This window comes from Nocardiopsis lucentensis DSM 44048 (genome assembly GCF_000341125.1).
Classification (GTDB): domain Bacteria; phylum Actinomycetota; class Actinomycetes; order Streptosporangiales; family Streptosporangiaceae; genus Nocardiopsis; species Nocardiopsis lucentensis.
The window spans coordinates 1-22,762 of record NZ_ANBC01000660.1 but is presented as its reverse complement, the minus strand read 5'-3'; the positions used below and the strand labels follow the sequence as shown (position 1 = coordinate 22,762).

At 72.6% G+C, this 22,762-nt stretch carries 19 protein-coding genes and 1 tRNA gene; 11 read left to right on the top strand and 9 right to left on the bottom strand.

Features of this window, described 5'->3' with window-relative positions:
- Nucleotides 1–289 precede the first annotated feature (289 nt).
- On the bottom strand, nucleotides 290–832 hold the full coding sequence (locus tag D471_RS0123365) for a GNAT family N-acetyltransferase (protein WP_017600862.1): 543 nt from the start codon (nucleotides 830–832) through the stop codon (nucleotides 290–292).
- 311 nt (nucleotides 833–1,143) lie between these two features.
- Here D471_RS0123365 and D471_RS0123360 point away from each other — a divergent pair, with 311 nt between their 5' ends.
- Nucleotides 1,144–2,073, top strand: a complete 930-nt coding sequence (locus D471_RS0123360; RefSeq protein ID WP_017600861.1) for a LysR family transcriptional regulator — start codon at nucleotides 1,144–1,146, stop codon at nucleotides 2,071–2,073.
- 198 nt (nucleotides 2,074–2,271) lie between these two features.
- On the opposite strand, the gene D471_RS0123355 is transcribed toward D471_RS0123360, so the two are convergent.
- Entirely contained in the window at nucleotides 2,272–3,195 is a 924-nt protein-coding gene (locus D471_RS0123355; RefSeq protein WP_017600860.1) for a LysR family transcriptional regulator, read from the bottom strand.
- 71 nt (nucleotides 3,196–3,266) lie between these two features.
- Here D471_RS0123355 and D471_RS0123350 point away from each other — a divergent pair, with 71 nt between their 5' ends.
- The 5 genes from D471_RS0123350 to D471_RS0123330 all read left to right on the top strand — a co-directional run bounded on the left by D471_RS0123350 (nucleotide 3,267) and on the right by D471_RS0123330 (nucleotide 8,984).
- Nucleotides 3,267–4,229, top strand: coding sequence for an EamA family transporter (locus tag D471_RS0123350; protein ID WP_017600859.1), 963 nt, complete (start codon nucleotides 3,267–3,269; stop codon nucleotides 4,227–4,229).
- Nucleotides 4,230–4,242: 13 nt separating this feature from the next.
- Nucleotides 4,243–6,045: a hypothetical protein gene (locus D471_RS0123345; RefSeq protein ID WP_017600858.1), complete on the top strand. Its 1,803-nt coding sequence runs from the start codon at nucleotides 4,243–4,245 to the stop codon at nucleotides 6,043–6,045.
- A gap of 42 nt (nucleotides 6,046–6,087) precedes the next feature.
- Nucleotides 6,088–6,735, top strand: a complete 648-nt coding sequence (locus tag D471_RS0123340; RefSeq protein ID WP_017600857.1) for an alpha-ketoglutarate-dependent dioxygenase AlkB family protein — start codon at nucleotides 6,088–6,090, stop codon at nucleotides 6,733–6,735.
- Between the two features lie 131 nt (nucleotides 6,736–6,866).
- On the top strand, nucleotides 6,867–7,946 hold the full coding sequence (locus D471_RS0123335) for a magnesium and cobalt transport protein CorA (protein ID WP_017600856.1): 1,080 nt from the start codon (nucleotides 6,867–6,869) through the stop codon (nucleotides 7,944–7,946).
- A 30-nt stretch (nucleotides 7,947–7,976) separates the two neighbouring features.
- Complete coding sequence (locus D471_RS0123330) at nucleotides 7,977–8,984, top strand: methyltransferase (RefSeq protein WP_017600855.1); 1,008 nt, start codon at nucleotides 7,977–7,979, stop codon at nucleotides 8,982–8,984.
- A gap of 9 nt (nucleotides 8,985–8,993) precedes the next feature.
- Here the strand turns inward: D471_RS0123330 and D471_RS38670 are convergent, their stop codons facing one another.
- Nucleotides 8,994–9,239, bottom strand: a complete 246-nt coding sequence (locus D471_RS38670) for a hypothetical protein (protein WP_161630114.1) — start codon at nucleotides 9,237–9,239, stop codon at nucleotides 8,994–8,996.
- A gap of 1,630 nt (nucleotides 9,240–10,869) precedes the next feature.
- Between D471_RS38670 and D471_RS0123315 the strand changes: the two genes are divergently transcribed.
- The gene (locus D471_RS0123315; RefSeq protein ID WP_026128003.1) at nucleotides 10,870–11,436 is read left to right on the top strand and encodes a TetR/AcrR family transcriptional regulator; all 567 of its coding nucleotides are present in this window, start codon (nucleotides 10,870–10,872) and stop codon (nucleotides 11,434–11,436) included.
- A gap of 11 nt (nucleotides 11,437–11,447) precedes the next feature.
- Here the strand turns inward: D471_RS0123315 and D471_RS35755 are convergent, their stop codons facing one another.
- The 4 genes from D471_RS35755 to D471_RS0123295 all read right to left on the bottom strand — a co-directional run bounded on the left by D471_RS35755 (nucleotide 11,448) and on the right by D471_RS0123295 (nucleotide 16,538).
- Nucleotides 11,448–11,675, bottom strand: a complete 228-nt coding sequence (locus tag D471_RS35755) for a hypothetical protein (RefSeq protein ID WP_040690830.1) — start codon at nucleotides 11,673–11,675, stop codon at nucleotides 11,448–11,450.
- 421 nt (nucleotides 11,676–12,096) lie between these two features.
- Nucleotides 12,097–13,851, bottom strand: coding sequence for a DUF4132 domain-containing protein (locus D471_RS0123305; RefSeq protein ID WP_017600850.1), 1,755 nt, complete (start codon nucleotides 13,849–13,851; stop codon nucleotides 12,097–12,099).
- Nucleotides 13,852–14,126: 275 nt separating this feature from the next.
- On the bottom strand, nucleotides 14,127–16,388 hold the full coding sequence (locus D471_RS0123300) for a hypothetical protein (protein ID WP_017600849.1): 2,262 nt from the start codon (nucleotides 16,386–16,388) through the stop codon (nucleotides 14,127–14,129).
- Between the two features lie 77 nt (nucleotides 16,389–16,465).
- Nucleotides 16,466–16,538, bottom strand: a tRNA-Pro gene (locus D471_RS0123295).
- 425 nt (nucleotides 16,539–16,963) lie between these two features.
- Here D471_RS0123295 and D471_RS38665 point away from each other — a divergent pair.
- Nucleotides 16,964–17,770, top strand: a complete 807-nt coding sequence (locus D471_RS38665) for a TIGR01458 family HAD-type hydrolase (protein ID WP_083924302.1) — start codon at nucleotides 16,964–16,966, stop codon at nucleotides 17,768–17,770.
- Here the strand turns inward: D471_RS38665 and D471_RS35750 are convergent.
- Entirely contained in the window at nucleotides 17,686–18,519 is an 834-nt protein-coding gene (locus D471_RS35750; protein ID WP_017600846.1) for a nucleotidyltransferase domain-containing protein, read from the bottom strand. The genes D471_RS38665 and D471_RS35750 overlap by 85 nt on opposite strands.
- A gap of 179 nt (nucleotides 18,520–18,698) precedes the next feature.
- Between D471_RS35750 and D471_RS0123275 the strand changes: the two genes are divergently transcribed.
- Complete coding sequence (locus D471_RS0123275) at nucleotides 18,699–19,496, top strand: SAM-dependent methyltransferase (RefSeq protein WP_017600845.1); 798 nt, start codon at nucleotides 18,699–18,701, stop codon at nucleotides 19,494–19,496.
- Nucleotides 19,497–19,641: 145 nt separating this feature from the next.
- Here the strand turns inward: D471_RS0123275 and paaK are convergent, their stop codons facing one another.
- Entirely contained in the window at nucleotides 19,642–20,997 is a 1,356-nt protein-coding gene (gene paaK / locus D471_RS0123270; protein WP_017600844.1) for a phenylacetate--CoA ligase PaaK, read from the bottom strand.
- Nucleotides 20,998–21,242: 245 nt separating this feature from the next.
- Between paaK and D471_RS0123265 the strand changes: the two genes are divergently transcribed.
- A complete protein-coding gene (locus tag D471_RS0123265) occupies nucleotides 21,243–22,478 on the top strand; it encodes a thiolase family protein (RefSeq protein WP_017600843.1) in 1,236 nt (411 codons plus the stop codon).
- Nucleotides 22,479–22,489: 11 nt separating this feature from the next.
- Nucleotides 22,490–22,762: enoyl-CoA hydratase-related protein (locus D471_RS35745; protein ID WP_040690827.1), on the top strand; the 273-nt coding region annotated here is incomplete at its 3' end.

The window sequence follows — 22,762 nt, the reverse complement described above, 5'->3', positions numbered from 1 at the left end:
GTTAGCCGGTGTCGGCCACCAGTTCGGCGGCGGCGGCGAGGATCGCCGCGTGCGAACGCGCGTCTCGCGGGCGTCCGCGCGGAGTCGTCCCGGAAGTCATGCTCCATCTTTACCATACGGGTCGACCCGTATGGTAAATCGTCCGCACGCCGCGGATCGACCGCGGTTCGCACCGTCGGCCGTCGCCCGCGCCACCGCGCCCCGGCGGTCGGGGCGCGCCTTCCGGCGCACACACGCGACCGCCCCCGTACCGGGGGACCGTACGGGGGCGGAACGCGGTGGGAGCGGCTCAGTCGTGCGCGCCGAACCCGTCGACGCGGCTGACCATCGTGGTCACGAAGGGCCGGAAGCCCTCCTGCTCCAGGAAGCGGATGTCCTCGGAGCTGGTCGCCAGCGCGGAGAACTCGATGTCGCGCACGCCCATCGCGGAGAGCTGGCGGCGCATCTCCTCCAGGAGCTTGGAGCCGATGCCGCTGCCGGAGTACTCGGGGTCGATGGCGAAGGTCTGCACGACCGCGACCCGGTCGCCCCGGTCCCAACTGCCCTGGGCGTTCTCGCGGATGGTCACCATCGCGTACCCGGCGGGGTCGTCGCCGCTCTCGGCGAGGATCGCCATGGTGTCGGGGTCGGCGAGCCAGGAGACGTACTGGGCGCGGCGGCGGCGCCAGGACTCGTCCAGGCTCACGGCGCTGATGATGTCCGCGAGGTGCGGGGCGGTCACCGTGTGCTGCTGGTGGAGGGCGCCCCACAGGTCCACGAGCTCGTCCACCTCGTGGGCGCCCAGGTAGCGGAAGCTGAGAACGCCGACGTCGGAAGGTCGCGGTTTGGTCATCAGCGAATTTTGCATGTTCTTTCCACCCGTTCCACCAGCATTGGGTGCTGATCCCCTGGGGCTCGCGATGCGCGTCCCCGCGGTTGAACTGTGCGTCTGACTGTACGTGCCGGTGCCGACCGGAACATCTTCAACACGAGGAAAGACGGTTACGAGATCACTCTAAGGGAAGAACTTAGGAATTTCTTTGATCGATCACTGACGCGGCCACTCGTGGGCCCTGGACGGTGTGCAGCGAATCACGCGTCGAACTCAGCCAAGATGCCTGAAACATCGGCGGAACATGATCGTTCTGCCATAAATTGGGGGACATGATCGACGTTCGGCGGTTGCAGCTCCTCCAGGCCCTCGACCGCCACCGCACGGTGGCGGCCACGGCGGAGGCGCTCCACGTCACACCGTCGGCGGTCTCCCAACAGCTCGCCGCCCTGGCCCGGGAGGCCGGGGTTCCCCTCGTCGAACGCTCGGGCCGCCGTTTCCTGCTCACCGGTGCCGCACGGGTCCTCCTGGAACGCGCCCCCGCCATCTTCGCGGAGATGGAGCGCGCCACCTCCGACCTGGCCGAGTACGTCGCCGGGGACCGCGGCGTCGTGCGGGTCGGCTCCTTCGCCACCGGTATCAGCGACCTCGTCGCCCCCGCCCTGGCCCGCCTGCGGGTCAGCCACCCGGGTTGGTCCTTCGAGGTCGTACAGGCCGAACCCGAGGAGTGCACCGAGATGGTCCGCTCCGGGCGCCTCGACATCGCGCTCACCATGTCCTCCGAGGACCTGCCGTCCACGGGCGACCCCGAGTTTCGCACCGACCCCGTCATGGTCGAGCTGTTCGACGCGATCCTGCCCTACCAGCACCCGCTGTCCACGCACACCGACCTGAACCTGGCCGAGGACCTCGCCGACGAGGACTGGATCATGTCCGCCCCGGGCAGCGCCTGGCACTCGTGCGTGGCCGCGGCCTGCAACCGGGTGGGCTTCCAGCCCCGGGTGGTGCACACCGTCGACGACTTCGGCGCCGTGTTCGGCATGGTGCAGGCCGGGCTCGGGGTGACGCTCATGCCGCGCCTGGCGTGGACCGGACTGAGCACCCCCCACATCGTCGTGCGCGGCGTGCGCGAGACCGCCCGGCGCCACGTCATCGCCCTGTCCCGGGCCGGCGCCAACCCCGAACCCCTGCTCACCGCCGTCCGTGAGGCCGCCAGCAAGGTGCCCGTGCCGTCGGTGGGGCCCTTCGCCGTCGCCGGGTAGGTTCGGGCGCCGGCGGGGTTCCGCACGACGAGTCGAGCCGCGAGCGAGGAACGAGCTTGAATCGGACTGCGCCGCAGGCGTTCGTTGAGGGTGGTGGAGGGCGACGGGCGGGCGAAGGCGAGGATGAGGCATCCCTGCCTTGAGGGAGCCCGAACACGGGCCGAAGCGAAGCGGCAGGCCCAAAGCAAGCACTGACGATCACGCCTCGGGCGGGGGAGGGACCTCGTCGAGGACGTCCCGGGCGGCCTCGTGCAGGTAGCGCGCGACCACCCGGATCGGTCGCCAGGCCCACCCACCGGTGCGCCCGGCCAGGAAGATCCGGCGCACCCCGCCCAGCTCCCCGAGGGGCGCGTGGGTCACACCGCGCCGGGTCGACACCGACAGCCGCGACATCACCCCCACCGCCACCCCGGAGGCCACCAGCTCCTCGCACAGCTCCAGGTTCTCTATGCGGTGCGTGATCCGGGGGGTGAACCCCGCGTCGGCGCACATCCGCTGCACCAGGGCCTCCTCGTCGCCCCGGTACGGACTGGCGAACCACGACGCCCCGGCGAACTCGCGCAACCGCCGCCGGGTCAGCGTCCGGCTGTCCCCCCGCGCCGAGGGCTGTGACAGCAGGAGCCCCTCCGTGCCGATCGGCCGAACCGTCAGTGTTCCCGGGAATTCCCGGGGGAGCAGACTGTACTGGTACACGACCCCCAGATCGGCCTGCCCGTCCTGAAGGAGCGCCAGCGCCTGCTCCGACTCGTACTCGGTCAGGTGGATGTCGATCCCCGGATGCTCGTCGCGCAGCCGGCGCAGCGCGGGCAGCACCAACGGTGCCGCACTCGTGTACATCACCAGGTGGACGCGGCCGACCGGCTCGCCCTCGCCCTCGAACTCGGCCTTGGCGGCCTCCACGCGCGCCAGGATGCCCACGGCGTGGTCGGCCAGCCTCCGCCCGGCCGGGGTCAGCCGCACCCGGCGCCCGTCCTGTGCCAGGAGCGGCGCACCCGCCTCACGCTCCAGGACCGCGAGGTGTTTGGAGACGGCGGACGTGCTCATGCCCGTGACCTCGGACACAGCGACCATGGTGCCCAGGCGCTCCAGCTCGACCAGCAGGCGCAGTCGGGTGAAATCCATCCACCAAAACTACATGGTCCATCAACCACTGGTTCGTGGACAGCAACAGAGGAGATCGATCCAATGGTCGGGTGATCCCCTCATCCATCTCCTCGCTCCGCCGTGCCGACGTCCGGGTCCCGGCTCCGATGATGCTGCTCATCGGCATGTTCACCCTCCACACCGGCAGCGCCCTGGCCGTCACCGCCTTCGACCAGGCCTCGCCCGCCACCGTCACCTGGCTGCGACTCAGCTGGGCCGCGCTGATCCTGCTCGGCCTCGGCGGTCGCTCCCTGTGGCGGGCCGTGCGCGAGGCGACGTGGCGCGAACGCGGCTCGGTGGTGATCCTGGGCACAGCGAGCGCGGGGATGATGCTGTTCTACTCCGAGGCCACGGCCCGGATCGAACTCGGTACCGCGACCTCCATCGAGTTCCTCGGCGCCCTCGTGGTCGCCGTGGCGGCGATGCGCCGCCGCCGCGAACTGGTGTGGATCCTCGCCGCGGGAATCGGCGTGGTGTGCCTCACCCGCCCCTGGCAGAGCGACCTGGACGTGCTCGGCGTCGGACTGGCCCTGGCGGGCGCGGCCTGCGTGGCCGCCTACATCGTGCTCACCCAGCGGGTCGGCGCGGGCTTTGGCGCCGTCCACGGCCTGGCGCTCGCGATGACCGTCTCCGCCCTGGTCACCGCGCCACTGGGCGCCCCCGCCGTGATCGCCGCGCCCGACCTCGACCTCATCCTGCTCACCCTGGGCATCGCACTCCTGTTCCCCCTGGTGCCGTTCCTGCTGGAGATGGTGGCCCTCCAGCGCATGAGCCGTACCGCCTACAGCACCTTCGCCAGCCTCGAACCCGCGGTCAGCCTGGTCATGGGCCTGGTCATCATCGGCCAGGCGCCCGCCGTCGTGCAGGTCGCGGGAATGGCCCTGGTGGTGGTCGCGGGCGTGGGCGCCGCCCGGGGCGACGGGTCGGGTCGTTCGGCACCACCCCCGGAACCGGACACGCACCACTCCCGCGTCGACGGCTCCGCGGCACGGAACGACACGGCGATGCACTAGCTTGGTGCCAATCATGGCCGCGACATCTGATCTCCAACTCCTGCGTGCCCACGAACCGGTGCTCATGTGCACCAAGGGGGAGCTGTTCTTCCCCACCCGTGTGGACAGCTACGTACGTAACTGCAGCCTCTGGGTCGAGGAGCCCGGCGGACGCGAGCGCGTCCTCGTTCCGGCGGGGGAGCTGACCCTCGAACGCCTCGGGCAGGCTGAGCGCGAGTGGCCGGGCCGCCACAAGCACCTGCGGTTCGTCCAGGAGGAGACGATCCGCGAGGAGGCGCGTCGCTTCCGCGGCATCGCCCGCACCGTCATCCCCAAGAGCGGCCGCCTGGCCGCCGTCGGGGTGCTCGGGCGCATCCTCGACATCCTGATGAAGTTCTCCCTGCTGATCCGGGGCGCGGTCCCCGGCGGGGTCACCTTCGCCGCCGTGACCCGCTACCGCGAACGCGTGGACGACGGCGGCGCCACCTACTACGGACGCGTCACCCGCGAGGGCGGCTACGTCATCCTCCAGTACTGGTTCTTCTACGCGATGAACGACTGGCGGACGATCTACGGCGGTGTCAACGACCACGAGGCCGACTGGGAGCGCGTCACCGTCTACCTCGCCGAGAACGGCGACGGCACCCACCGCCCCATGTGGGTGGGCGCCTCCTCGCACGAGTACCACGGCGACGACCTGCGCCGCAGCTGGGACGACCCCGACCTGCACCGGGTCGGCGACCACCCCCTGGTCTACGTCGGCGCCGGCTCGCACTCCCACCAGATGCTGCCCGGCGACTACCTCATCCAGGTCGACCCGGCCGTCCTGCGCGGCGCCGTCCGCGCCTACCGGAGGCTCACGGGTTTCCTCTTCCGCGCCGACAGCGCGATCAACCGGCACGGCATCGGCGTGCCCTTCGTCGACTACGCCCGGGGCGACGGCATGCGCCTGGGGCCCGGCGGCGACCGCGAGTGGAACCCCGTCCTCATCGACGACGACACCCCCTGGGTCCGGGGCTTCCGCGGCCTGTGGGGGCGTGACACCGGCGACTTCTTCGACGGCGAGCGGGCCCCCAGCGGCCCCCGCTACGAGCGCGACGGCACCATCCGCCGCTCCTGGGCCGACCCGCTGGCCTGGGTGGGCCTGCACAAGGTCGCCCCCACCGAGACCGCCGCCCGCGCCGAACTGCGCACGCACGTCGGCGCGCTCGACGAGCGCCTGCGCGAACTGGACGCCGACATCGTCGCCCGCCGCGACCGCCTGCGCCAACTCGACTCGGCGCGCATGGTCCTGCACCGCCGGGCCAGATCGCGCCAGCTCGCCCGGGAGTACACCGAACGCATGGAGACCTTGGAGAAGGAGCTCGCCGAGGTCTACGAGGAGCGCGTCCTGACCGCCGACGAGCGCGATACCCACCTGCGCGCCCTGGCCTCCGACACCCCGCTCGTGCCCGGGCCGACGGACCACCTCAAGGCTCCGCACCTGCCCTACTCCTCGGGCAAGCAGCGCACCGCCCGCTTCCTGCACCTGTGGGTGGCCCTGAGCACCCCGCTGCTGCTGATCTCGCTCGGCCTGACGCTGTTCCTGCTCAACGGGCAGACCACCCTGTACGCGATGCTCGGCGTGGTGGTGGCCTTCGCCGCCGTCGACTCCATCGCCCGCCGCAAGTTCCTCTCGTTCCTGACCGGACTGGCCATCCTCGCGGTGGTGGTCGGCGTCATCGTGGGGGTGGTGGCCGCCTTCATCGCCGACTGGCGCATCGCCATCGCCGTCCCCATGGCCGTGGTCGTCGTGGTCCTGCTCGTGGTCAACGTGCGCGACCTGCTCCGCCGCTGACCGCGACGGGTGGCGGGGCGACGACGCGGGGAGGAACCCCCCATGGACGATCCCCTGTTCCCCGCCCCGCCGGTGGACGTCGCGCCGGGGGCGGTCCACCTGCCGGGGTGGCTGTCCCCGGAACGCCAGACCGACCTGGTCCGGCACTGCCGCCGGTGGGCACGCGCCGGGATGGTGCGGCACCCCATGCCGCGCGGCGGGGTCATGAGCGTGCGCATGCTCAGCCTGGGCTGGTACTGGGAGCCCTACCGCTACTCCCGCACACTCCCCGACGGCGGCCCCGTGCCGCCCTTCCCCGACCTGCTGGGCACGCTCGCCGCGCGGGCCGTGGCCGACGCCCTCGGCGAGCCGCCCCCGCCGACCGCGGCCCCCTACGACGTCGCGCTGGTCAACTTCTACGACGCCGACGCGCGTATGGGCATGCACCAGGACCGCGACGAACGCTCCGACGCGCCCGTCGTCTCCCTCAGCCTCGGCGACACCTGCGTGTTCCGCTTCGGCAACACCGAGACCCGCACCCGGCCCTACACCGACGTCGAACTGGTCAGCGGTGACCTGTTCGTGTTCGGCGGCCCCTCCCGCATGGCCTACCACGGGGTCCCGCGCACCCGCCCCGGCACCGCACCGCCCGAGCTGGGCCTGGAGGGACGGCTCAACATCACCGTCCGCGCCTCCGGGCTGACCGCCTGACGTCTGACTCGGGCCGACGCGATCCGCGCCGCCCCGCCCGTTTCGCCGCCCCAATGGCGTGTCGCCGCGCACCGGACGGCCCTTCACGCCAGGATCGGGCGCGTCCGGGACGTACGGGAGGAGGGCCGCCGATGCCCCGACACCACCCTGAGCGCGTCATGGCGCTGGGCCGAGCCGGGGCCGCGGTTCCCGACCGGACACCCCCGGGGCGTGTCCGGTACGTCCTCTACCGCGACGGGCACCGCGACCGCGACCTCGACGGTGCCCGCGCCGCGCGTGACGCGCTCGACTCGGCGCCCGGCGCGATGCTGTGGATCAGCATGGACATGCCCGACCACGACCAGATCGGCGAGGTCGCGCGGGCCTTCGGCCTGCACCGCCTGGCGGCCGAGGACGCGGTGGTCGCGCACCAGCGGCCCAAGGTCGAGGACTACCCCGGAGCGCTGTTCCTGGTCCTGCGGCCCGCGCGGTACGACACCGTCACCAGGTCCGTGCGGGTGGGGGAGGTGCACGTCTTCTGCGGGGAGAACTTCGCCGTCACCATCTCCCACACCGTCCATGTCGACCTCGACGAGGTTCGCGCCACTCTGGAGGCCGAACCCGCGGTACTCGCCCACGGCACGGTCTCGGTCCTCTACACGGTTCTGGACCGGGCCGTGGACGACTACGCGCCCGTCGTGTCCGACCTGCAGGACGACGTGGACGAGGTGGAGACCCGGGTGTTCGACCGCGACCCCGACGCCTCGCGCCGTATCTACCGGATCGCCCGGGAGGTCACCATGCTCCAGCGGGCCGTCGACCCGCTCACCGGTGTCTGCGCGGACCTGCTGGCCCGTGCGGAGTCCGGGGGTGTCCGGTCCGGACACCCCGGCGCCGGACAGCCCGGGGAGGCCCTCCACACCTACCTGCGCGACGTCGCCGACCACGTCACCGGTGTCCGGGAGCGCGTCGACGGCTTCCAACAGCTGCTGCGGCACATCATGGACGTCAACGACTCGCTCATCAGCCAGGAACAGAACGAGGCGATGAAGACGATCTCGTCGTGGGGTGGCATCCTCGTGGTGCCGACCCTGATCGCCTCCGTGTACGGGATGAACATCCCCCCTCGACCCGGCTTCGAGTGGACCTTCGCCTGGCCGGTCCCCCTGACGGTGATGGCCCTCGCCAGCGTCACCCTGTACCTGGTGTTCCGGCGTAACGGTTGGCTGTGACCTTCCGACCACACGACGAGAGGCCGTCCGGTGAACGACGACGAGACCGCGTCCCGCGAGCTGATCCGACTCATGACCGGCCCCTGGGTCGCCAGGTCCGTGGCCGCCGCCGTGCGGCTCGGGGTCGTCGACCGCATGGACGGCGCCCCCGTGGACACGCCCGACCTGGCGGCGGCGCTCGGCCTGGACCCGGCGCGGCTCGGCCGCCTGCTGCGCCTGCTCTCCGCCGTGGGGGTCGTGCGCCGTGACGCGCGGGGGTACACGCTCACCGCCACGGGTGAGCGACTGCGCGGTGGGCACCCCTCCGGTCTGCGCGACCTCGCCCTGCTCTACGACAGCGGACTGTTCGCCGACGCGTGGGAACGGCTGCCCGAGACACTCCGCACGGGCAGGACCGGGTTCGACCTCGCCCACGGCACCGACGTGTTCACCCTCCTGGAGGGCCGTCCCGAGGACGCGGAACTGTACTCCGCGGGCATGGCGGCCGGAGCCCGCTTCGTTCGGGACCTGCCCTCGGTGTACGACTTCGGCGGCGCCCGCACGGTCGTCGACGTCGGCGGCGGCAGCGGGGAACTGCTCCACACCGTGCTCGACCGCGCTCCCGACACGCGTGGCGTGCTACTGGAGCGCCCCACGGCCCTGGCCGCGGCCCGGGACCGTCTGGCCGCCCACGTGGCCGCGGGCCGCTGCGACCTGGTCGAGGGGGACTTCCTGGCCGCCGTGCCCGGGGGCGCCGACGTCTACGTGCTCAGCCGGGTCCTGCACAACTGGTCGGACGAGGACGCCGGACGGATCCTGCGGCACTGCCGGGAGGCCATGGCCCCGGACGGGCGGGTCCTGGTGGTCGAACGGGTGCTCCCGGACGGGGACGACCCCTGGCTGTCCCTGGTCTTCGACGTGCACATGATGGTGATGACCACCGGCGCCGAGCGGACCGAGCGCCAGTACGAGGAGCTGCTGCGCGGGTCCGGACTGACCACCGAACGGATCCTCGACCTGCCGCTGGAGATGCGCGTCCTGGTCGCCCGACCCGCCTGAGCCGCGGAGTCAGGGGGAGAGGAGTTCGCGCAGCCGGTCGGCGTGCAGCCGGGCGGACTCGGCTGACTCCTGCGCCGCGGCGAGCTGGGTGCGCCACCGTGTGGCGGCGGAGTCCACGTCCCGGAGCAATCTGCGTCGCTCCGCTTCCCGTGCCGTCGCCACGGTGGTCCGCTCCCCGCCGTCCCTGATGTTGCCGACCAGGGCGCAGCCCAGTCCCGCCAGGGCCAGGAACCACGTCACGGGGGACATGGTCATCACCCCGAGGAGGGCGAACAGACCGGCCGCCCCCATCCCGCCCCACAGCAGGAGACGNGACGGGGGTCGGCCGCCGGCTGGTGGCGGTCGTCGATCCGCTGCTTGGCCCTCGCCAGGTCGCCGCGGTCGGCGCCGTCGGCGGTCAGCGTCACGCGTGTGCCGCTCACCGCGACCGTGGAGGTCTCGGGGACCGGTTCGGTGGCCTCGGCCAGCAGGGACTCGACGCTCTCCAGGGCCGAGGCGCGCTGGAGGGCGAGCGCCAGGGTGCGGCGGTGCGCGGGGGCGTCGTCCCGCGCCAGGTCCTCGTCGAGCAGCCCGGAGACCGTGCCTACCGTGTCCCCCCAGGTCGGCTGAGGTCCGGCGCCGCCACCGGACTCGATCACCGCCCGCAGCTCCCGGGCCCGGACCAGCAGGGGAGCCTCCTCGGGGCCGCCCTCCTCGACGAGCAGGCGCAGGGCCGACTCCACGAACTCGACGCTGACCGCGTCGGGGGCGAGCGCCCCCTCGGGTGCGCTCCCGGCGTCCAGGGAGGCGATCCGGGTGACGTTGTCGCGCATCGCGGCCAGGGCGGCGGCCGCGTTCAGCCGTCCGGTCAGCTCCTGCGGGGTGTCCGACCGGCGGGAGCGCCTCGGAGGCCGTTCGCCGTCCCCGCGCATGTCGGGCGTGCGCAGCGCGGCGGAGGCTGGGGCCGCCACCCCCTCCTGAGACCAGTGGCGCGCGGTCGACAGCAGCAGGTGCTCGCGGGCGTCGTCGCCGAAGGCGCCGTCGGCGGTCAGCATCCACAGGGCGCGCTGGCCGCGCGTGACCTCGGCCGTCGGCACGGGGAGGTGGGGGAGGAGGCCGAGGACCAGGCTCCCGCCGAGGGCCCGGGCGTGTTCGGCGCTGGTGAGTGTGAGGGTGAGCGCGGCGAAGTGGCGGGCGCGGACCTCGTCGCGCTCGGCGGCCTGGTCGAAGCGGACCCGGGCGGCGCCGGGGTCGCCGGAGAGGAGGGCGTGCAGACCGTGGGCGGCGGGGGGGAGCCAGTAGTCGGCGGTGTCGGCCAGGTCGAGGCGGGCGGGCAGGGACCCGTCCAGCATCTGGAGGGTGCGGTGCCGGGCGATCGCGGGCGCGTCGAACATGGCCAGCGTGGCGCGGATGTCGCTCAGCTCGACGAAGGCGTCCAGGGTGGAGGAGACGCGGTCGAGCCGCTGTTCCAGGCTTCCCCGCAGCGAGGACAGCTCCGACTTCACGCGGCGGCGCTGGTGCGCGATGGAGGCGTGGGCGCTCTCCAGATCATCCTCGAGCTCCCGGATCCTCCGGTTCTGCGCGTAGTCGACGAAGTCCATCCCTGGTTCCCCTCCGCTGTGTGGTCGACGGCGGCTCACGCCCGGGGGTCAGACGTGCCGCGCGCGTGCGCGGTTCGCCCGCGGACCGGTTGGTGACCGCGTCGTGACCTTCCGCTCCCAGCGCCTGGGAGGAACGGGCGCGGTGTCCGTCCGTGGCGGTACGCTCCTGGCGGGGTCGCGCAGGTCGCGGTGGCTCGGTGTCGGCGGACGAGGACAGTGGGGACATGGCGGAACAGGGATCGGGCATGGCGGTACCGGCGGAGTCCGGCCCGGGTACGAGCGGCAGCCTGCGTGCGGCGCGGCGCATGCTCCAGTTGCAAAGCAGCCTGGTCGCACTGCTCGGGACCAAACCCTTCAGCCAGATCACCTACAAGGAGATCACCGAGGGCGTCGACATCGACCGCTCGACCGTCTACCGGTACTACAACCACAAGAACCAGGTGCTCCAGGCCGCCGTCGACGTGCGGTTGACCGCCTTCGCCTCCAGGGTGGACCTCACCTTCGGCCGCAGGGAGACCGTCGACGGCTACATGGGCCGCCTGATCGACTCCTGGGTGGGCCTGTGGCTGGAGTCGGGAACACTGCTGGCGGCGGCCTCGGGCATGGGCGCGGAACCGGGGCCGCAGCGGGACTGGTGGCGTGCGCGCGTCGAGCCGTGGGTCGAGGCGGTACGCGAGGCGATCGAGGTCGCCCGGTACGTGGAGGAGCTGCCCGACGACGGGCGCCCGGCGCGCCCGCTCGCGGAGATGGTCGTGGGGATGTGCCTGTCCACGTTCAACGGAGAGCTGACCGTGGAGCACACCGCGGAGCACCGCCGGGTCATGCGGGACCTGCTCCTGGACGCCGTGCTGCGCACGATGGGCCGGGTCTAGGGGAGCGGTGCTCAGACCCCCTGGCGGGCGACGCCGCCGAAGGTGCCCACCACCGCGCCGAGCGCGAACATGGACGCCTCGTCCTCGTCCATGTGCACGATCCCGGCGGGAACGCGTACCCGGTAGGGCTTGGCCTCACCGCGGAGGATCTCCAGGCCGTCGATGATCCTCTGCCCCTGCAACATCAGGAGCGCTTCCTCGACCCTGCCCGTGCGGTCGCCGCGTGACCAAATCGACATGTGCTCACCCTAACGACCGCCCGGGCCCGGGACAACGCCGCCACGGTCGGGGCATCGGCGGTGGTCGGGGCGTGTGCGGGCCTGAGCTGGTCCGGAGCGCGGGACGCGTGTTCCGGTGGGGGAGGGGGTGGCGCAGGGGACGCGGGCGGTTGTCCCGGAGGGCGGCGGCGGTGCATTCTGGCCGAGCTCTCCGGACCGGTGGGGCTGGAGGCGGTGCCCGTACTCCACCCAGGGATGGAGCCCTCCCCAGCCACGCCAACGAGCCTCGATCATCTCCTGCGAACCCGAATGGACCGTGGCCGACCGGGCCGCAGGCACACCGGGACACGGTCGCGCGTCCCGTCGTGCCACGCGGCCCGGGTCGTCCCGGACCCGGCCCCGGGATGGTTCGCGGCGCCCGGGGAGTGGACGGGTGCGCCCGTCAGGGCTGAGCCGAGCGGGGGGCGAGGCGGACGCGGGCTCGCGGCGCCGCGGTGCCCGTGTACAGCAGGGTGCCGCCGTCGGGGGAGACCAGGCGCCAGTGGGCGCCGTCGGCCGCGAGGGCGCCGGTGTTCCACGCGAGGCCGTCGGTGGTGACCTCCCACTCCAACTCCCGGGAGACCAGTCCGGTCAGGGGGTGGTCGACCAGGTGGGGGAGCCAGTCGGGCAGTTCCCACTCGTGTCTGGCGTCCCGGAGGCCGCCGAGGCGGGCGCGCTGGGCCTTGAGTTCGGTCCGCACGAGCTTGGCGAGCTCCTGGACCTTCCTCAGCTGGTCCGGGTGGTCCTCACGCAGGGCCCTGGGGGCGCGCTTGGCGATCGTGCCGCCGGGTTCGGTGAAGGTGAGGGCGGCGCCGTCCGCGGTCGCGGTCAGGGTCAGGGTGTGCTGACCCAGCCGCCGCGTGAGCGTGCCGTCGCGGTCCAGGCCGAAGTCGGGGACGGACCGGTCGGCGAGCTGGACGTCGGACAGGCGTTGGCGGTGGCCCGCCCCGCGCAGGGCCTTCTCGATCTCCGCGCGTTGGGTCCGCGTGTCCGGTGTGGTGCGGATGTCGGTCCCGATCCTGGTGAGGGCGGGGATGGCGGACCCGGCCCGCAGCGAGCTCAGAGTGGATGACAATCCCTCGTGGCCCCAGACCAGGGAGTGCACGCGGTGCCCGAGGGGCCAGAGCCGGGTGATGAGCTCCTCCAGCAGGTCGACGGCCCACGGGACCGCGGCGGCCGGGCGCGTGGTCAGAACACGCAGGACCCCCTTGACCAGGACCGTGGCGTGGACGGTGAGGTGGATCGTGTGTCGGGGGTGTCCGCGCCGGCCCCCGACGCCCGCCTGGCCGTGTTCTCCGTCGACGTCGGGGAGCTCGAGGAGCGGTTCGAGGACGCGGCGGAGGACGTCGTCGACGTCGGGAACGGCGTCCAGGTACGCGGGCAGGGCGCTTTCCCAGTCGGGGCCCTTCAGGGGACGGAGGCCGTGCACGAACAGCGCGGTGACGGCGGGGGAGGAGGTGATGTCGGGGTGGGTGGTGTGCAGGAGGTTGAGGAAGCGGTCGTCTCGGTACCCCAGGACCTCGTCGGCGGGCCCCAGAGGGCGCCCCAGGTCGAGGAGAAGCGCCAGGAGTTCGTGGTGGGTTCGTTCCCGCGACCAGTGCTCGTGGGGGTCGTTCGAGAACCGGGCGGTGATCCTGGCGGCCATCGCGTGCACGTCGTCGGCGACCGCCCGCAGGGTGGCCGGGTCGGCCGCCTGGCACGCCCTGACCGCCAGGTCGGGTGAGGACGCGCCCAGGGGAACCGACCTCAGGAGCAGGGGGAGGGTGCTGGTGCTCCACACCTGCGGATGCTTCTCGAAGTGGCGGCGCACCCCGTGGTGGTTCTGCCGGGGGTCGCGCGCGCGTGCTGTGTCGCCGCCTGCCGGGGAGACCGGCGGAAGGCTCGCGTTGGACCACACGACGAGCCGGGCCACGTCGTCGGTGTCGAGTCGTTCCAGGAGTTCGTCCAGCCCGGACTCGGGCTTGCGGCTTCGCACCCCCCAGGACAGGAGCGGCGCGCCGTCGGGTAGAGCCGCCACCTCGCGCTCGAACTCGGAGACGAGGCCGGGCAGCGCGGGTGTGAAGAGGTCGGCGGCCAGGTCGGCGGCCTCGGGGAGGAGGTCGTACTCCTCGGCCATCCGGTCAGCCCACGCGCGGGCCTCGGGAGCGGTGACGTTCATCGGCGCTTTCCTTCAGGGTGGTCGGTGCGCCAGGGGATCCTAGCGCTGACCGGAGACACGCGTTCGACGTGCGTTCGGGTCCCCCGCTCCCGATCTCTGTGAATCTACGACGTAAAGGTGGCGCTTCGGTCCCGTCAAATCCTTTCCACCGAATCCCCCACACACGCCGACCCTGATCCGTAGGGTGGTTGCGCGCGGAATCGCGCGAGCGCCGGTGTGGGGCGGGTGGACGGTTGCCCCACACCGGTTCGGGTGCGCTCCTCGCGCGTCCCGGGTCAGCTTCGCTGGCCGAGGATCCAGTGGCCGCCGGAGGACCAGCCCAGGAAACGGCGCGCCGACCTCGGGTCCCACTCCACCAGCGCGCCGTACTCCAGTACCTGGCGCAGCCCGCCCAGTACGGGGGTCAGCCGTTCACGGGTGAGGAGCGGCCTCCCGTCCAGGCGTTCCTCCATCCACCCGAGGATTTCCCGCTGCTCCCCCTCGGGGCACCGGGACAGGAAGAACAGGCACTGCCGCCACGCGAACGCCGCGTTCTTCACGTGTCCCAGCGGCAGGGCCACGCGCGGCAGACGCTCCACCGCCGCCTCGGCCACCGTGTAGGCCCGCCTGGCGGCCTCCGCCCAGCCGTGGCGCGGCCGCGCGCCGACGCTCACCAGGGCGGCGAGGTTGTGGGTGGTGAGGATCTGCGCCTGCTCGATCACCATGCCGTTGCCCGCCACCCCGAACCGGGAGTCCCCGGCGCGCCTGCGGCACAGGTCCGCGAACGGCGTCGACGACCGTCGCGTGGTGGTGCGCTCCTCCTCCGCCGCCACCAGCACCTCCGCGCCGTCGATGCCGTAGTAGCGGGCGTACAGGCTCCCGTCCGTCAGCTCGGCGGCCATCGCGGCCGCGCGGAGGAACTTGGGCGAGAACCTGCCCATGAAGATGTCGGCGGCCAGTTCCTCCAGGAAGGGCGGGGCGCCCTCCACGCCCCGGGCCAGGCCGTTGAGCGCGCTCACCATCGGGTTCGGCACGAGGGTGCCCGGAAAACGGGTCAGCAGTGTGGTGCCGAGCTGGGGCAGCAGGTCCCGGACCGCCGCCGCGCGGGCGTTCCCACGCGTCCGGTACCCGTGGGTCTCCCGGATCCAGGGCAGTTCGTGTTCGCGCACCTGGTGTCGCAGGTTGAGCAGCAGAAGCGAACGCCGGTTGCGGAAGGCCCGGTGGTGGGCGCGCAGGAGCCGGGAGAGCGCGGGGTCGGCGACGGCGGCCGTCTCGGCCTCGGCGGTCAGGGCGGGGACCACCGAGGCCAGGACCTCAGCCGACGGGATGACCCCCCGTTCGACCAGTTCGTCGGGGGTGCCCGCGCTGGCGCGGGCGATGATCGCACGCAGCGGCGCGGGGATCGGCCAGGCGCCCGGGACGCCCTCCGCCGCGGTCGTGGGGCGCAGGACCGCGTCGGTGTCGGTGATCCCGGAACCGCCGGGCAGGGAAGCGAGCCGATCCAGCAGGACCCGGGACAGGACGTCGTGCGTGGGCCGGGCCGCGTGCTCGGCCTGTTCGCGGCGCACCGCCGTGTGCCGGTCCGAGCCCGGGACACCGCGCTTGCGCACCATGGCGTCGACGGCGTGCTGGAGCAGGCCCCGGAGACGTGGCGAGGGGCCGGTCCCCTCCACCGCCTCCCTCAGGGCGGTGAGCAGGATGGCGAGGTTCTCCCTGGGCTTGCGGTGCTTGGTGCACAGGGTGTGTTCGGCGGCCAGGCGGGTGTACTCCTCCAGCAGCGTCCTCGCGCGCCCGAGCCAGTTACCCCGGCGCCGGGCGTCGACACGGCCGTCGGCCACGGTCTCCAGCCAGTGCGCCAGTACCCGGTCGGCGAACGGGTTCCACACCGCCAGGGCCTCCTGCTGGGCCTTGGGCCGGTTGGTGGCGGCGTCGGTCCTGTGCGCGCGCTCCCCGAGCGGGTGGCGGACGTCGTCGACGGTGTCGCGGAAGACGGTGCCCGCTGGCGTGTCCTGCAGGGGTGCGGGGCGGGGGGTGAGGCACAGTCGGTCGGCGAACGGCTCGACCGCTGCCAGGACCCGCAGCGCGGCGGCGGTCTGGCCGACCCGCAGCAGCCAGGCGACGGTGAGCAGCGCGCCCTGTTCGGGCAGGTCGATCGTGTAGTCGCCGCTGTCGAGCAGGGCGTCGAGTTCGGCGAGCCCCTCGTCGGTGAGCAGGTGGGCGTGGACGGCCCGGCGCTCGGCGGGCAGACCGTGACGGGTGGCCAGGTCCTCCTCGTGGGGGCGCAGGGGGCCGCCCGCGGCGGCGGCGCCGGTGGCGAAGCCGCCGTGCACGACCTCGGGGGTGACCCAGGCGGGGAGGCCTTGGACGGGGGTACGGGAGCCGATGGTCAGGGTTCCGTCGCCCATGCCCTCGACGACGCGGGTCCACGCCTCGGCGCGGGCGCGCGCCGACGCGCGCACGTCGGGATCCTCGTGGTCGAACGCGGTGGTCAGGGCCGCGGCCAGCCGCCCGGAGGGGTAGTCCCGGCCGACCGCCTTGGGGGTGCTGTCAGGGTTCATGCCAGCGCGGCGGGTCCTGCCCCCGCGTCCCCCGGACAGGAGCCGGTGCTCTGCTGACTGAGCTACGCGCCGTACGGCCAGCGTGGCGGGTTCCGCCCCCGCGTCCTCCCGGTCCCAAGCCGGGTGCTCTGCTGACTGAGCTACACGCTGTGTCGGACCCGGAGCCTAACAGGGGACACCCGGGGCGGCGCCACCGGTTTTTCCGGGGCCGGGCCNGTGCGACCCGGTGGGGCGCACCCGCCCCGGGTTCAGCGGGTCTTGACGATCGTGGCGAGCAGGCCGGCGATGATCATCATCGACAGGCTCACGATCATGAGCACGACCGCGATGGTTCCGATCATGGTGTGTCCTTACGTTCGTCGTTTCCGGGCACCGTGTCTACGCGCGCCGGTGCCCGACGCGCCGGTGCCGCGTGGGAACGGGATGCGGCGCGTACCTCTTCGCCGCGTAACCTTATCTCGGCTCGTGGCGGGGTGCGCGCCGGGTCGTCGCTGTGAACGCGCGGGTCGGCGGGGCCGTCCTCGGGCCGGTGTGGGGGCTGGTGGGCGCGCGGCCGTTCGTGGTCCGATGGAGGTATGGGCACACGCGGAGTCCTCATCGACATCGACGGCGTCCTGACCGTGTCGTGGCGGCCGGTCCCGGGCGCGGCGGAGGCGCTGGACTGGTTGCGGCGGGCGGGGTTGCGCACGGTCCTGCTGACCAACACCACCTCCCGTACGCGCGCCTCGATCGCCGAGACGCTGCGCGGGGCGGGGTTCGACGTGTCCGAGGACGACGTGCTGACCGCGCCCACCGCGTTGGCCGCCTACCTGGCGGGGCACCACCCGGGGGCGCGGTGCCGTCTGGTCAACAGCGGGGACATCCGCGCCGACCTGGACGGGGTGGACCTGGTCGGGGAGGACCCGGACGTGGTGGTCATCGGAGGGGCCGGGCCGGAGTTCGACTACGCGACGATGGACGCGGCCTTCAACGACCTGCGCTCCGGCGCGCGTCTGGTGGCCATGCACCGGAACATGTACTGGCGGACGGCGGAGGGGATGCGGCTGGACGCCGGTGCCTTCGTGGTGGCGCTGGAGCGTGCCGCCGGGGTGGCGGCGGAGGTGGTGGGCAAGCCCGCGGAGGCGTTCTTCACGGCGGCGCTGGAGCGGTTGGGCGTCCCGGCCAGGGACACGGTGATGGTGGGCGACGACGTGGTCAGTGACGTGTTGGCCGCCCAGCGGGTGGGGATCACCGGGGTCCTGGTGCGCACGGGCAAGTTCGAGGAGGGCGTGTTGGACCGCATCGAGGGGATGCCCGATCACGTGGTGGCGTCGTTCGCGGACGTGCCCTCCTTGCTGGAGGCGGACGGGGCGCCGCCCGACCAGGAGGACCAGGTCCGCTGATAGGCCTGGACCAGCCACCGGTCCGCCCAGTCGGTGTCCGGCCGATCCGGCAGGCGGGTGGTCTCGCACAGGGAGGCGAGCCGGTCCTCCAGTTCGTGGGCGCGGTCCAGGGCCTCCCGCTTGGTGTGTTCGCCCCGGCGCAGGGCGCGCAGCCAGGAGCGGTCGGGTTCGGGGACGGGCAGGGTGAGGTCGCCGGTCTCCATGAGTTCCACGCCCTGGAGGCCGAGCCGGACCATGTGGTAGGCGTACTTGGTGTCGAAGCCGTGGACGGCCTCCAGTTCGGGGCGGTTGGTGTGCCGGCCGCCCCGGGTGCCGTCCAGGCGTTCGCGCTGGGCGCGCAGGTAGCCGAGGAAGCGGTGGCCCGCCCGGCGGGAGATCAGGCGGCGGCGGTGGGCGCGCAGGTCGCGGCCCAGGTCGGTGAGGGTGACGATCTCCGTCTCGGGGACGAAGAGCGGCAGCAGCACGGTGGGGTTGCCGTCCAGGGCCAGGCGGGTCCATTTGCGCAGGGAGTACACGGTCAGTTCGAGGTCGTCGGCGGCCGAGCGGACGTGGTCGGGCTGGGCGCGGTACATGTACTGCTCGAAGGAGCGCAGGCCCACGACGTACTCGGGCGGTTCCACACAGATGCCCATCTCGTCGCGGTCGCTGGCCCCGTCGACGGCGAGGCCGTGGACGGTGGAGCCGACCTGGCAGCGCAGGATGGTGCCGCGCTCGGCGATGCGGGCGGACTCGGGGCTGGAGTGCTTCACGGGGCTCCTTGGCGGGCCTGTCGGGAACCGGGGTGTTCGCGCACGTTAGCGCGTGCGCGCGGGTGCGGGCGAAGGGTTATCGGCCCGCCGGCCCTTGCCCTCGTGGGATCGAGACCGTTTACTGGTCGGGCGCCGCCGGGTGCCGGTGGTGCGGCTGATCGACCACGGAAAGCAGAACTGTGTCCTCCAACGCCCCCAAGATCGACACCTCCATCCCCCACAACGCCCGTATCTGGAACTACTGGTTGGGCGGGAAGGACAACTACCCGGTGGACCGGGAGATGGGTGAGCAGATCCGCTCGTTCTTCCCCGAGATCGTGGACAACGCGGTGGCCGACCGCGGTTTCCTCGTCCGCGCGGTGACCTATCTGGCGGCGGAGGAGGGGGTGCGGCAGTTCCTCGACGTCGGGACGGGGCTGCCCACGCACAACAACACCCACGAGGTCGCCCAGTCGGTGGCGCCGGAGTCGCGGGTGGTGTACGTGGACAACGATCCGCTGGTGCTCGCGCACGCCCGTGCGCTGCTGACCGGGACCGATGAGGGCGTCACCGACTACGTGGACGCCGATCTGCGCGACCCCGAGGCGATCCTGGCCGCCGCGTCCCGCACACTGGACCTGTCCCGGCCGGTGGGTCTGATGCTGCTCGGCGTGATCAACTTCGTCGACGACGACGCCGAGGTCCGCTCGATCCTGGACCGTCTGCTGGCCGCCCTGGCCCCGGGCAGCTTCCTGGTGATCTCCCACCCCGTCGACGACATCGACCACGAGCGCGCCCACGAGGTCGCCGCGGCGTGGAACGAGAAGGGGACGCCCAAGCTGACGGTCCGTTCGGCGGCGGGAGTCCGGGAGCTCTTCGACGGTCTGGAGCTGCTGGAGCCGGGGGTGGTCTCGTGCTCCCTGTGGCGTGCCGGGGAAGCCGAGGTGGGCGAGCTGCGCCCGGTGGCCGAGTATGGGGGCGTGGCCCGAAAGGACTAGGGTCTGTTTTTTGGAACGGTCACCTGAGGGGCGCCCGAACACGGGCCGAAGCGGAGCGGAGGCCCCAAAAAACACTGCCTAGCCGGGACGCGCGCGTGCCCCGCACCTGTGGACGGGGTGCGGGGCACGCGTGGTTCCCGCGGTGTCAGCGGGGGCGCTGGTCGATGATGCGGCGGAACTTGCCGACGGACCGTTCGATGCCCTCGGGGTCGACGACGTCGACGGTGACGCTGACGCCGACCCGGTCCTTGACGGTGGCCGTGATCCGCTGGGCGAGTTCGGTGCGCTGCGCCCCGGTGGTCTCGGGGCGGGCTTCCACACGCACGGCCATCCGGTCCAGGCGGCCCTCGCGGGTGAGGACGAGTTGGAAGTGCGGTGCGAGCCCGTCCAGGCCCAGGACGATCTCCTCGATCTGGGTGGGGAAGACGTTGACGCCGCGCAGGATGATCATGTCGTCGCTGCGGCCGGTGACCTTGTCCATGCGGCGCATGGGGCGGGCGGTGCCCGGGCGCAGGGTGGTCAGGTCGCGGGTGCGGTAGCGGATGACGGGCATGGCCTGCTTGGTCAGGGAGGTGAAGGCGAGTTCGCCGTACTCACCGTCGGGCAGGACCTCGTGGGTGACCGGGTCCAGGATCTCGGGCAGGAAGTGGTCCTCCCAGACGTGCAGGCCGTCCTTGGTCTCCACGCACTCGTTGGCCACGCCGGGGCCCATGACCTCCGACAGGCCGTAGATGTCGACGGCGTGCAGGTCGAAGCGTTCCTCGATCTCCTGGCGCATCTGCTCGGTCCAGGGTTCGGCGCCGAAGATCCCGACTCTGAGGGAGGTCGTGCGCGGGTCGACGCCCTGGCGCTCGAACTCGTCGAGCAGGGTGAGCATGTAGCTGGGGGTGACCATGATGATCTCGGGGCGAAAGTCCTGGATCAGCTGGACCTGCTTGGCGGTCTGTCCGCCGGAGGCGGGGATGACGGTGCAGCCGAGCTTCTCCGCGCCGTAGTGGGCGCCCAGTCCGCCGGTGAACAGTCCGTACCCGTAGGCGACGTGCACCTTGTGGCCGGGGCGGCCGCCGGCGGCGCGGATGGAGCGGGCGACGACGGTCGCCCAGGCGTCGATGTCGTCCTTGGTGTAGCCGACGACGGTGGGCCGCCCGGTGGTGCCGCTGGAGGCGTGGATGCGGCTGACGCGCTCCTGGGGGACGGCGAACATGCCGAAGGGGTAGTGGTCGCGCAGGTCGGCCTTGGTGGTGTGCGGGAAGTGCCGCAGGTCTGCCAGTTCCTTGAGGTCGGAGGGATGGACCCCGGCCTCGTCGAAGGTGCGCTTGTAGAAGGGCACGTTGGTGTAGGCGTGCTCCAGGCTCCACCGCAGGCGCTCCAGCTGCAGGGCGCGCAGTTCGTCGACACCCATGCGCTCGGCCGGGTCCAGGAGTTCGGGTGCGGGTGCCTGCCCGAGGCGTGTGCGCGGTGCGGCACCGGTCGACCGCCGGATGGTGTCGTCGATGGCCATGTGAGACTCTCCGTGGTGCGGAGCGCGGAGGGCCGCCACGCCGGACGGAAGGGCGCGGCGGCGCGAACGCCGCGCATTCGAGGTGGGCGCCGGTCCGCTACGGGGCGGGCCGACTTGCTTACTTACCGAACGTTCGGTTACTAATGCATTAATGCAGTCTCCGGGCAGCCGTGTCAAGGAGAGGTGTCGATGAGTTCACACGAGACGGTGGCCCAGGCCACCGCCGTCAACATGGGAGGCCCCGCGTGAGCGACGTCTACTTGGTCGACGGGGTGCGCACCCCGCAGGGGCGGTACGGAGGTGCGCTGGCGGCCGTGCGGCCCGACGACCTGGCGGCCACGGCGGTGGCCGAGGCCGTGCGCAGGTCCGGTGTCCCCGGTGGGTCCGTGGACGAGGTCATCCTCGGCGCCGCCAACCAGGCGGGAGAGGACAACCGCAACGTCGCACGGATGGCGGCGCTGCTGGCGGGCCTGGACCCGTCCGTGCCCGGGTACACCGTCAACCGCCTGTGCGCCAGTGGCCTGACCGCCGTGGCCTCCGCGGCCCAGGCCATTCGCGCCGGTGAGGCCGACGTGGTGGTCGCGGGCGGTGTGGAGTCGATGACCCGCGCCCCTTGGGTCATGGCCAAGCCCGGCACCCCCTGGGCCAAGCCGGGCGAGGTCGCCGACACCTCGCTGGGCTGGCGCTTCACCAACCCCCGGTTCGCCGACCACGACGCCCAGGCCCCCGCCGACGCCGCCCCGAACGACCTGCGCTACACGCTGTCGATGGGCGAGACCGCCGAGGAGGTCGCCGCCCTGGAGGGGCTGACGCGCCAGGAGTGCGACGCCTTCGCCCTGCGCAGCCACCAGCGCGCCGTCGCCGCAGCCGAGGCGGGCCGGTTCGACCGCGAGATCGTCCCGGTCACCGTCACCGGCCGCAAGGGCGCCACCCACGAGGTCACCGCCGACGAGGGGCCCCGCCCCGACACCGACGAGGCGTCCCTGGCCAAGCTGCGCCCGGTCTTTCGCAAGGGCGGCATCGTCACGGCGGGCAACTCCTCCTCCCTGTCCGACGGCGCCTCCGCCCTGGTGCTGGCCAGCGCCGAGGCCGTCCAGCGCCACGGCCTGACCCCGCGCGCCCGCGTGGTGGCCTCAGCCTCGGCCGGTGTGCCCCCGCAGGTCATGGGCCTGGGTCCGGTGCCCGCCACCGAGAAGGTGCTCGCCCGCGCCGGGTGGAAGCTGGACGAGGTCGGCTCGGTGGAGCTCAACGAGGCCTTCGCCGCCCAGTCCCTGGGCGTGGTGCGGCAGCTGGGGCTCGACCCCGAGCGGGTCAACGCCGACGGCGGCGCGATCGCCCTGGGCCACCCGCTGGGCAGCTCCGGCGCGCGCATCCTCATCACCCTGCTGGGCCGGATGGAGCGCGAGGACACCCGGCGCGGCCTGGCCACCCTGTGCGTGGGGGTCGGCCAGGGCGCCGCCCTCCTGGTCGAGCGGGTCTGAGGGGGAGGCTGATGAGCGACGTCAAGGACGGCGGCGAGGGCACCGCCGACGAGGACGGCGGCTTCGCGACGCTGCGCGTGGACTGGCGCGAGGACCGCGTGGTGGTGGAGCTGTACCGCCCCAAGGCCCGCAACGCGATCAACGGGGCGATGATCGCCGAGCTGCACGAGGTGTGCGCCCGGGTGGAGGCCGATCCCCGGCCCCTGTTGCTGACCGGTCACGGAAACGTGTTCGCCGGCGGCGCCGACATCGCCGAACTGCGTGACCGCGGTCGCGCCGAGGCG

Coding starts and splice junctions, on each gene's coding strand:
- D471_RS0123315 (WP_026128003.1), top strand. CDS start 10,870: ATGCTCCAGTTGCAAAGCAGCCTGGTCGCACTGCTCGGGACCAAACCC.
- D471_RS0123335 (WP_017600856.1), top strand. CDS start 6,867: ATGCCCCGACACCACCCTGAGCGCGTCATGGCGCTGGGCCGAGCCGGG.
- D471_RS0123360 (WP_017600861.1), top strand. CDS start 1,144: ATGATCGACGTTCGGCGGTTGCAGCTCCTCCAGGCCCTCGACCGCCAC.
- D471_RS38665 (WP_083924302.1), top strand. CDS start 16,964: ATGGGCACACGCGGAGTCCTCATCGACATCGACGGCGTCCTGACCGTG.
- D471_RS0123345 (WP_017600858.1), top strand. CDS start 4,243: ATGGCCGCGACATCTGATCTCCAACTCCTGCGTGCCCACGAACCGGTG.
- paaK (WP_017600844.1), bottom strand. CDS start 20,997: ATGGCCATCGACGACACCATCCGGCGGTCGACCGGTGCCGCACCGCGC.
- D471_RS0123340 (WP_017600857.1), top strand. CDS start 6,088: ATGGACGATCCCCTGTTCCCCGCCCCGCCGGTGGACGTCGCGCCGGGG.
- D471_RS0123300 (WP_017600849.1), bottom strand. CDS start 16,388: ATGAACCCTGACAGCACCCCCAAGGCGGTCGGCCGGGACTACCCCTCC.
- D471_RS35755 (WP_040690830.1), bottom strand. CDS start 11,675: ATGTCGATTTGGTCACGCGGCGACCGCACGGGCAGGGTCGAGGAAGCG.
- D471_RS38670 (WP_161630114.1), bottom strand. CDS start 9,239: ATGACCATGTCCCCCGTGACGTGGTTCCTGGCCCTGGCGGGACTGGGC.
- D471_RS0123365 (WP_017600862.1), bottom strand. CDS start 832: ATGACCAAACCGCGACCTTCCGACGTCGGCGTTCTCAGCTTCCGCTAC.
- D471_RS0123305 (WP_017600850.1), bottom strand. CDS start 13,851: ATGAACGTCACCGCTCCCGAGGCCCGCGCGTGGGCTGACCGGATGGCC.
- D471_RS0123355 (WP_017600860.1), bottom strand. CDS start 3,195: ATGGATTTCACCCGACTGCGCCTGCTGGTCGAGCTGGAGCGCCTGGGC.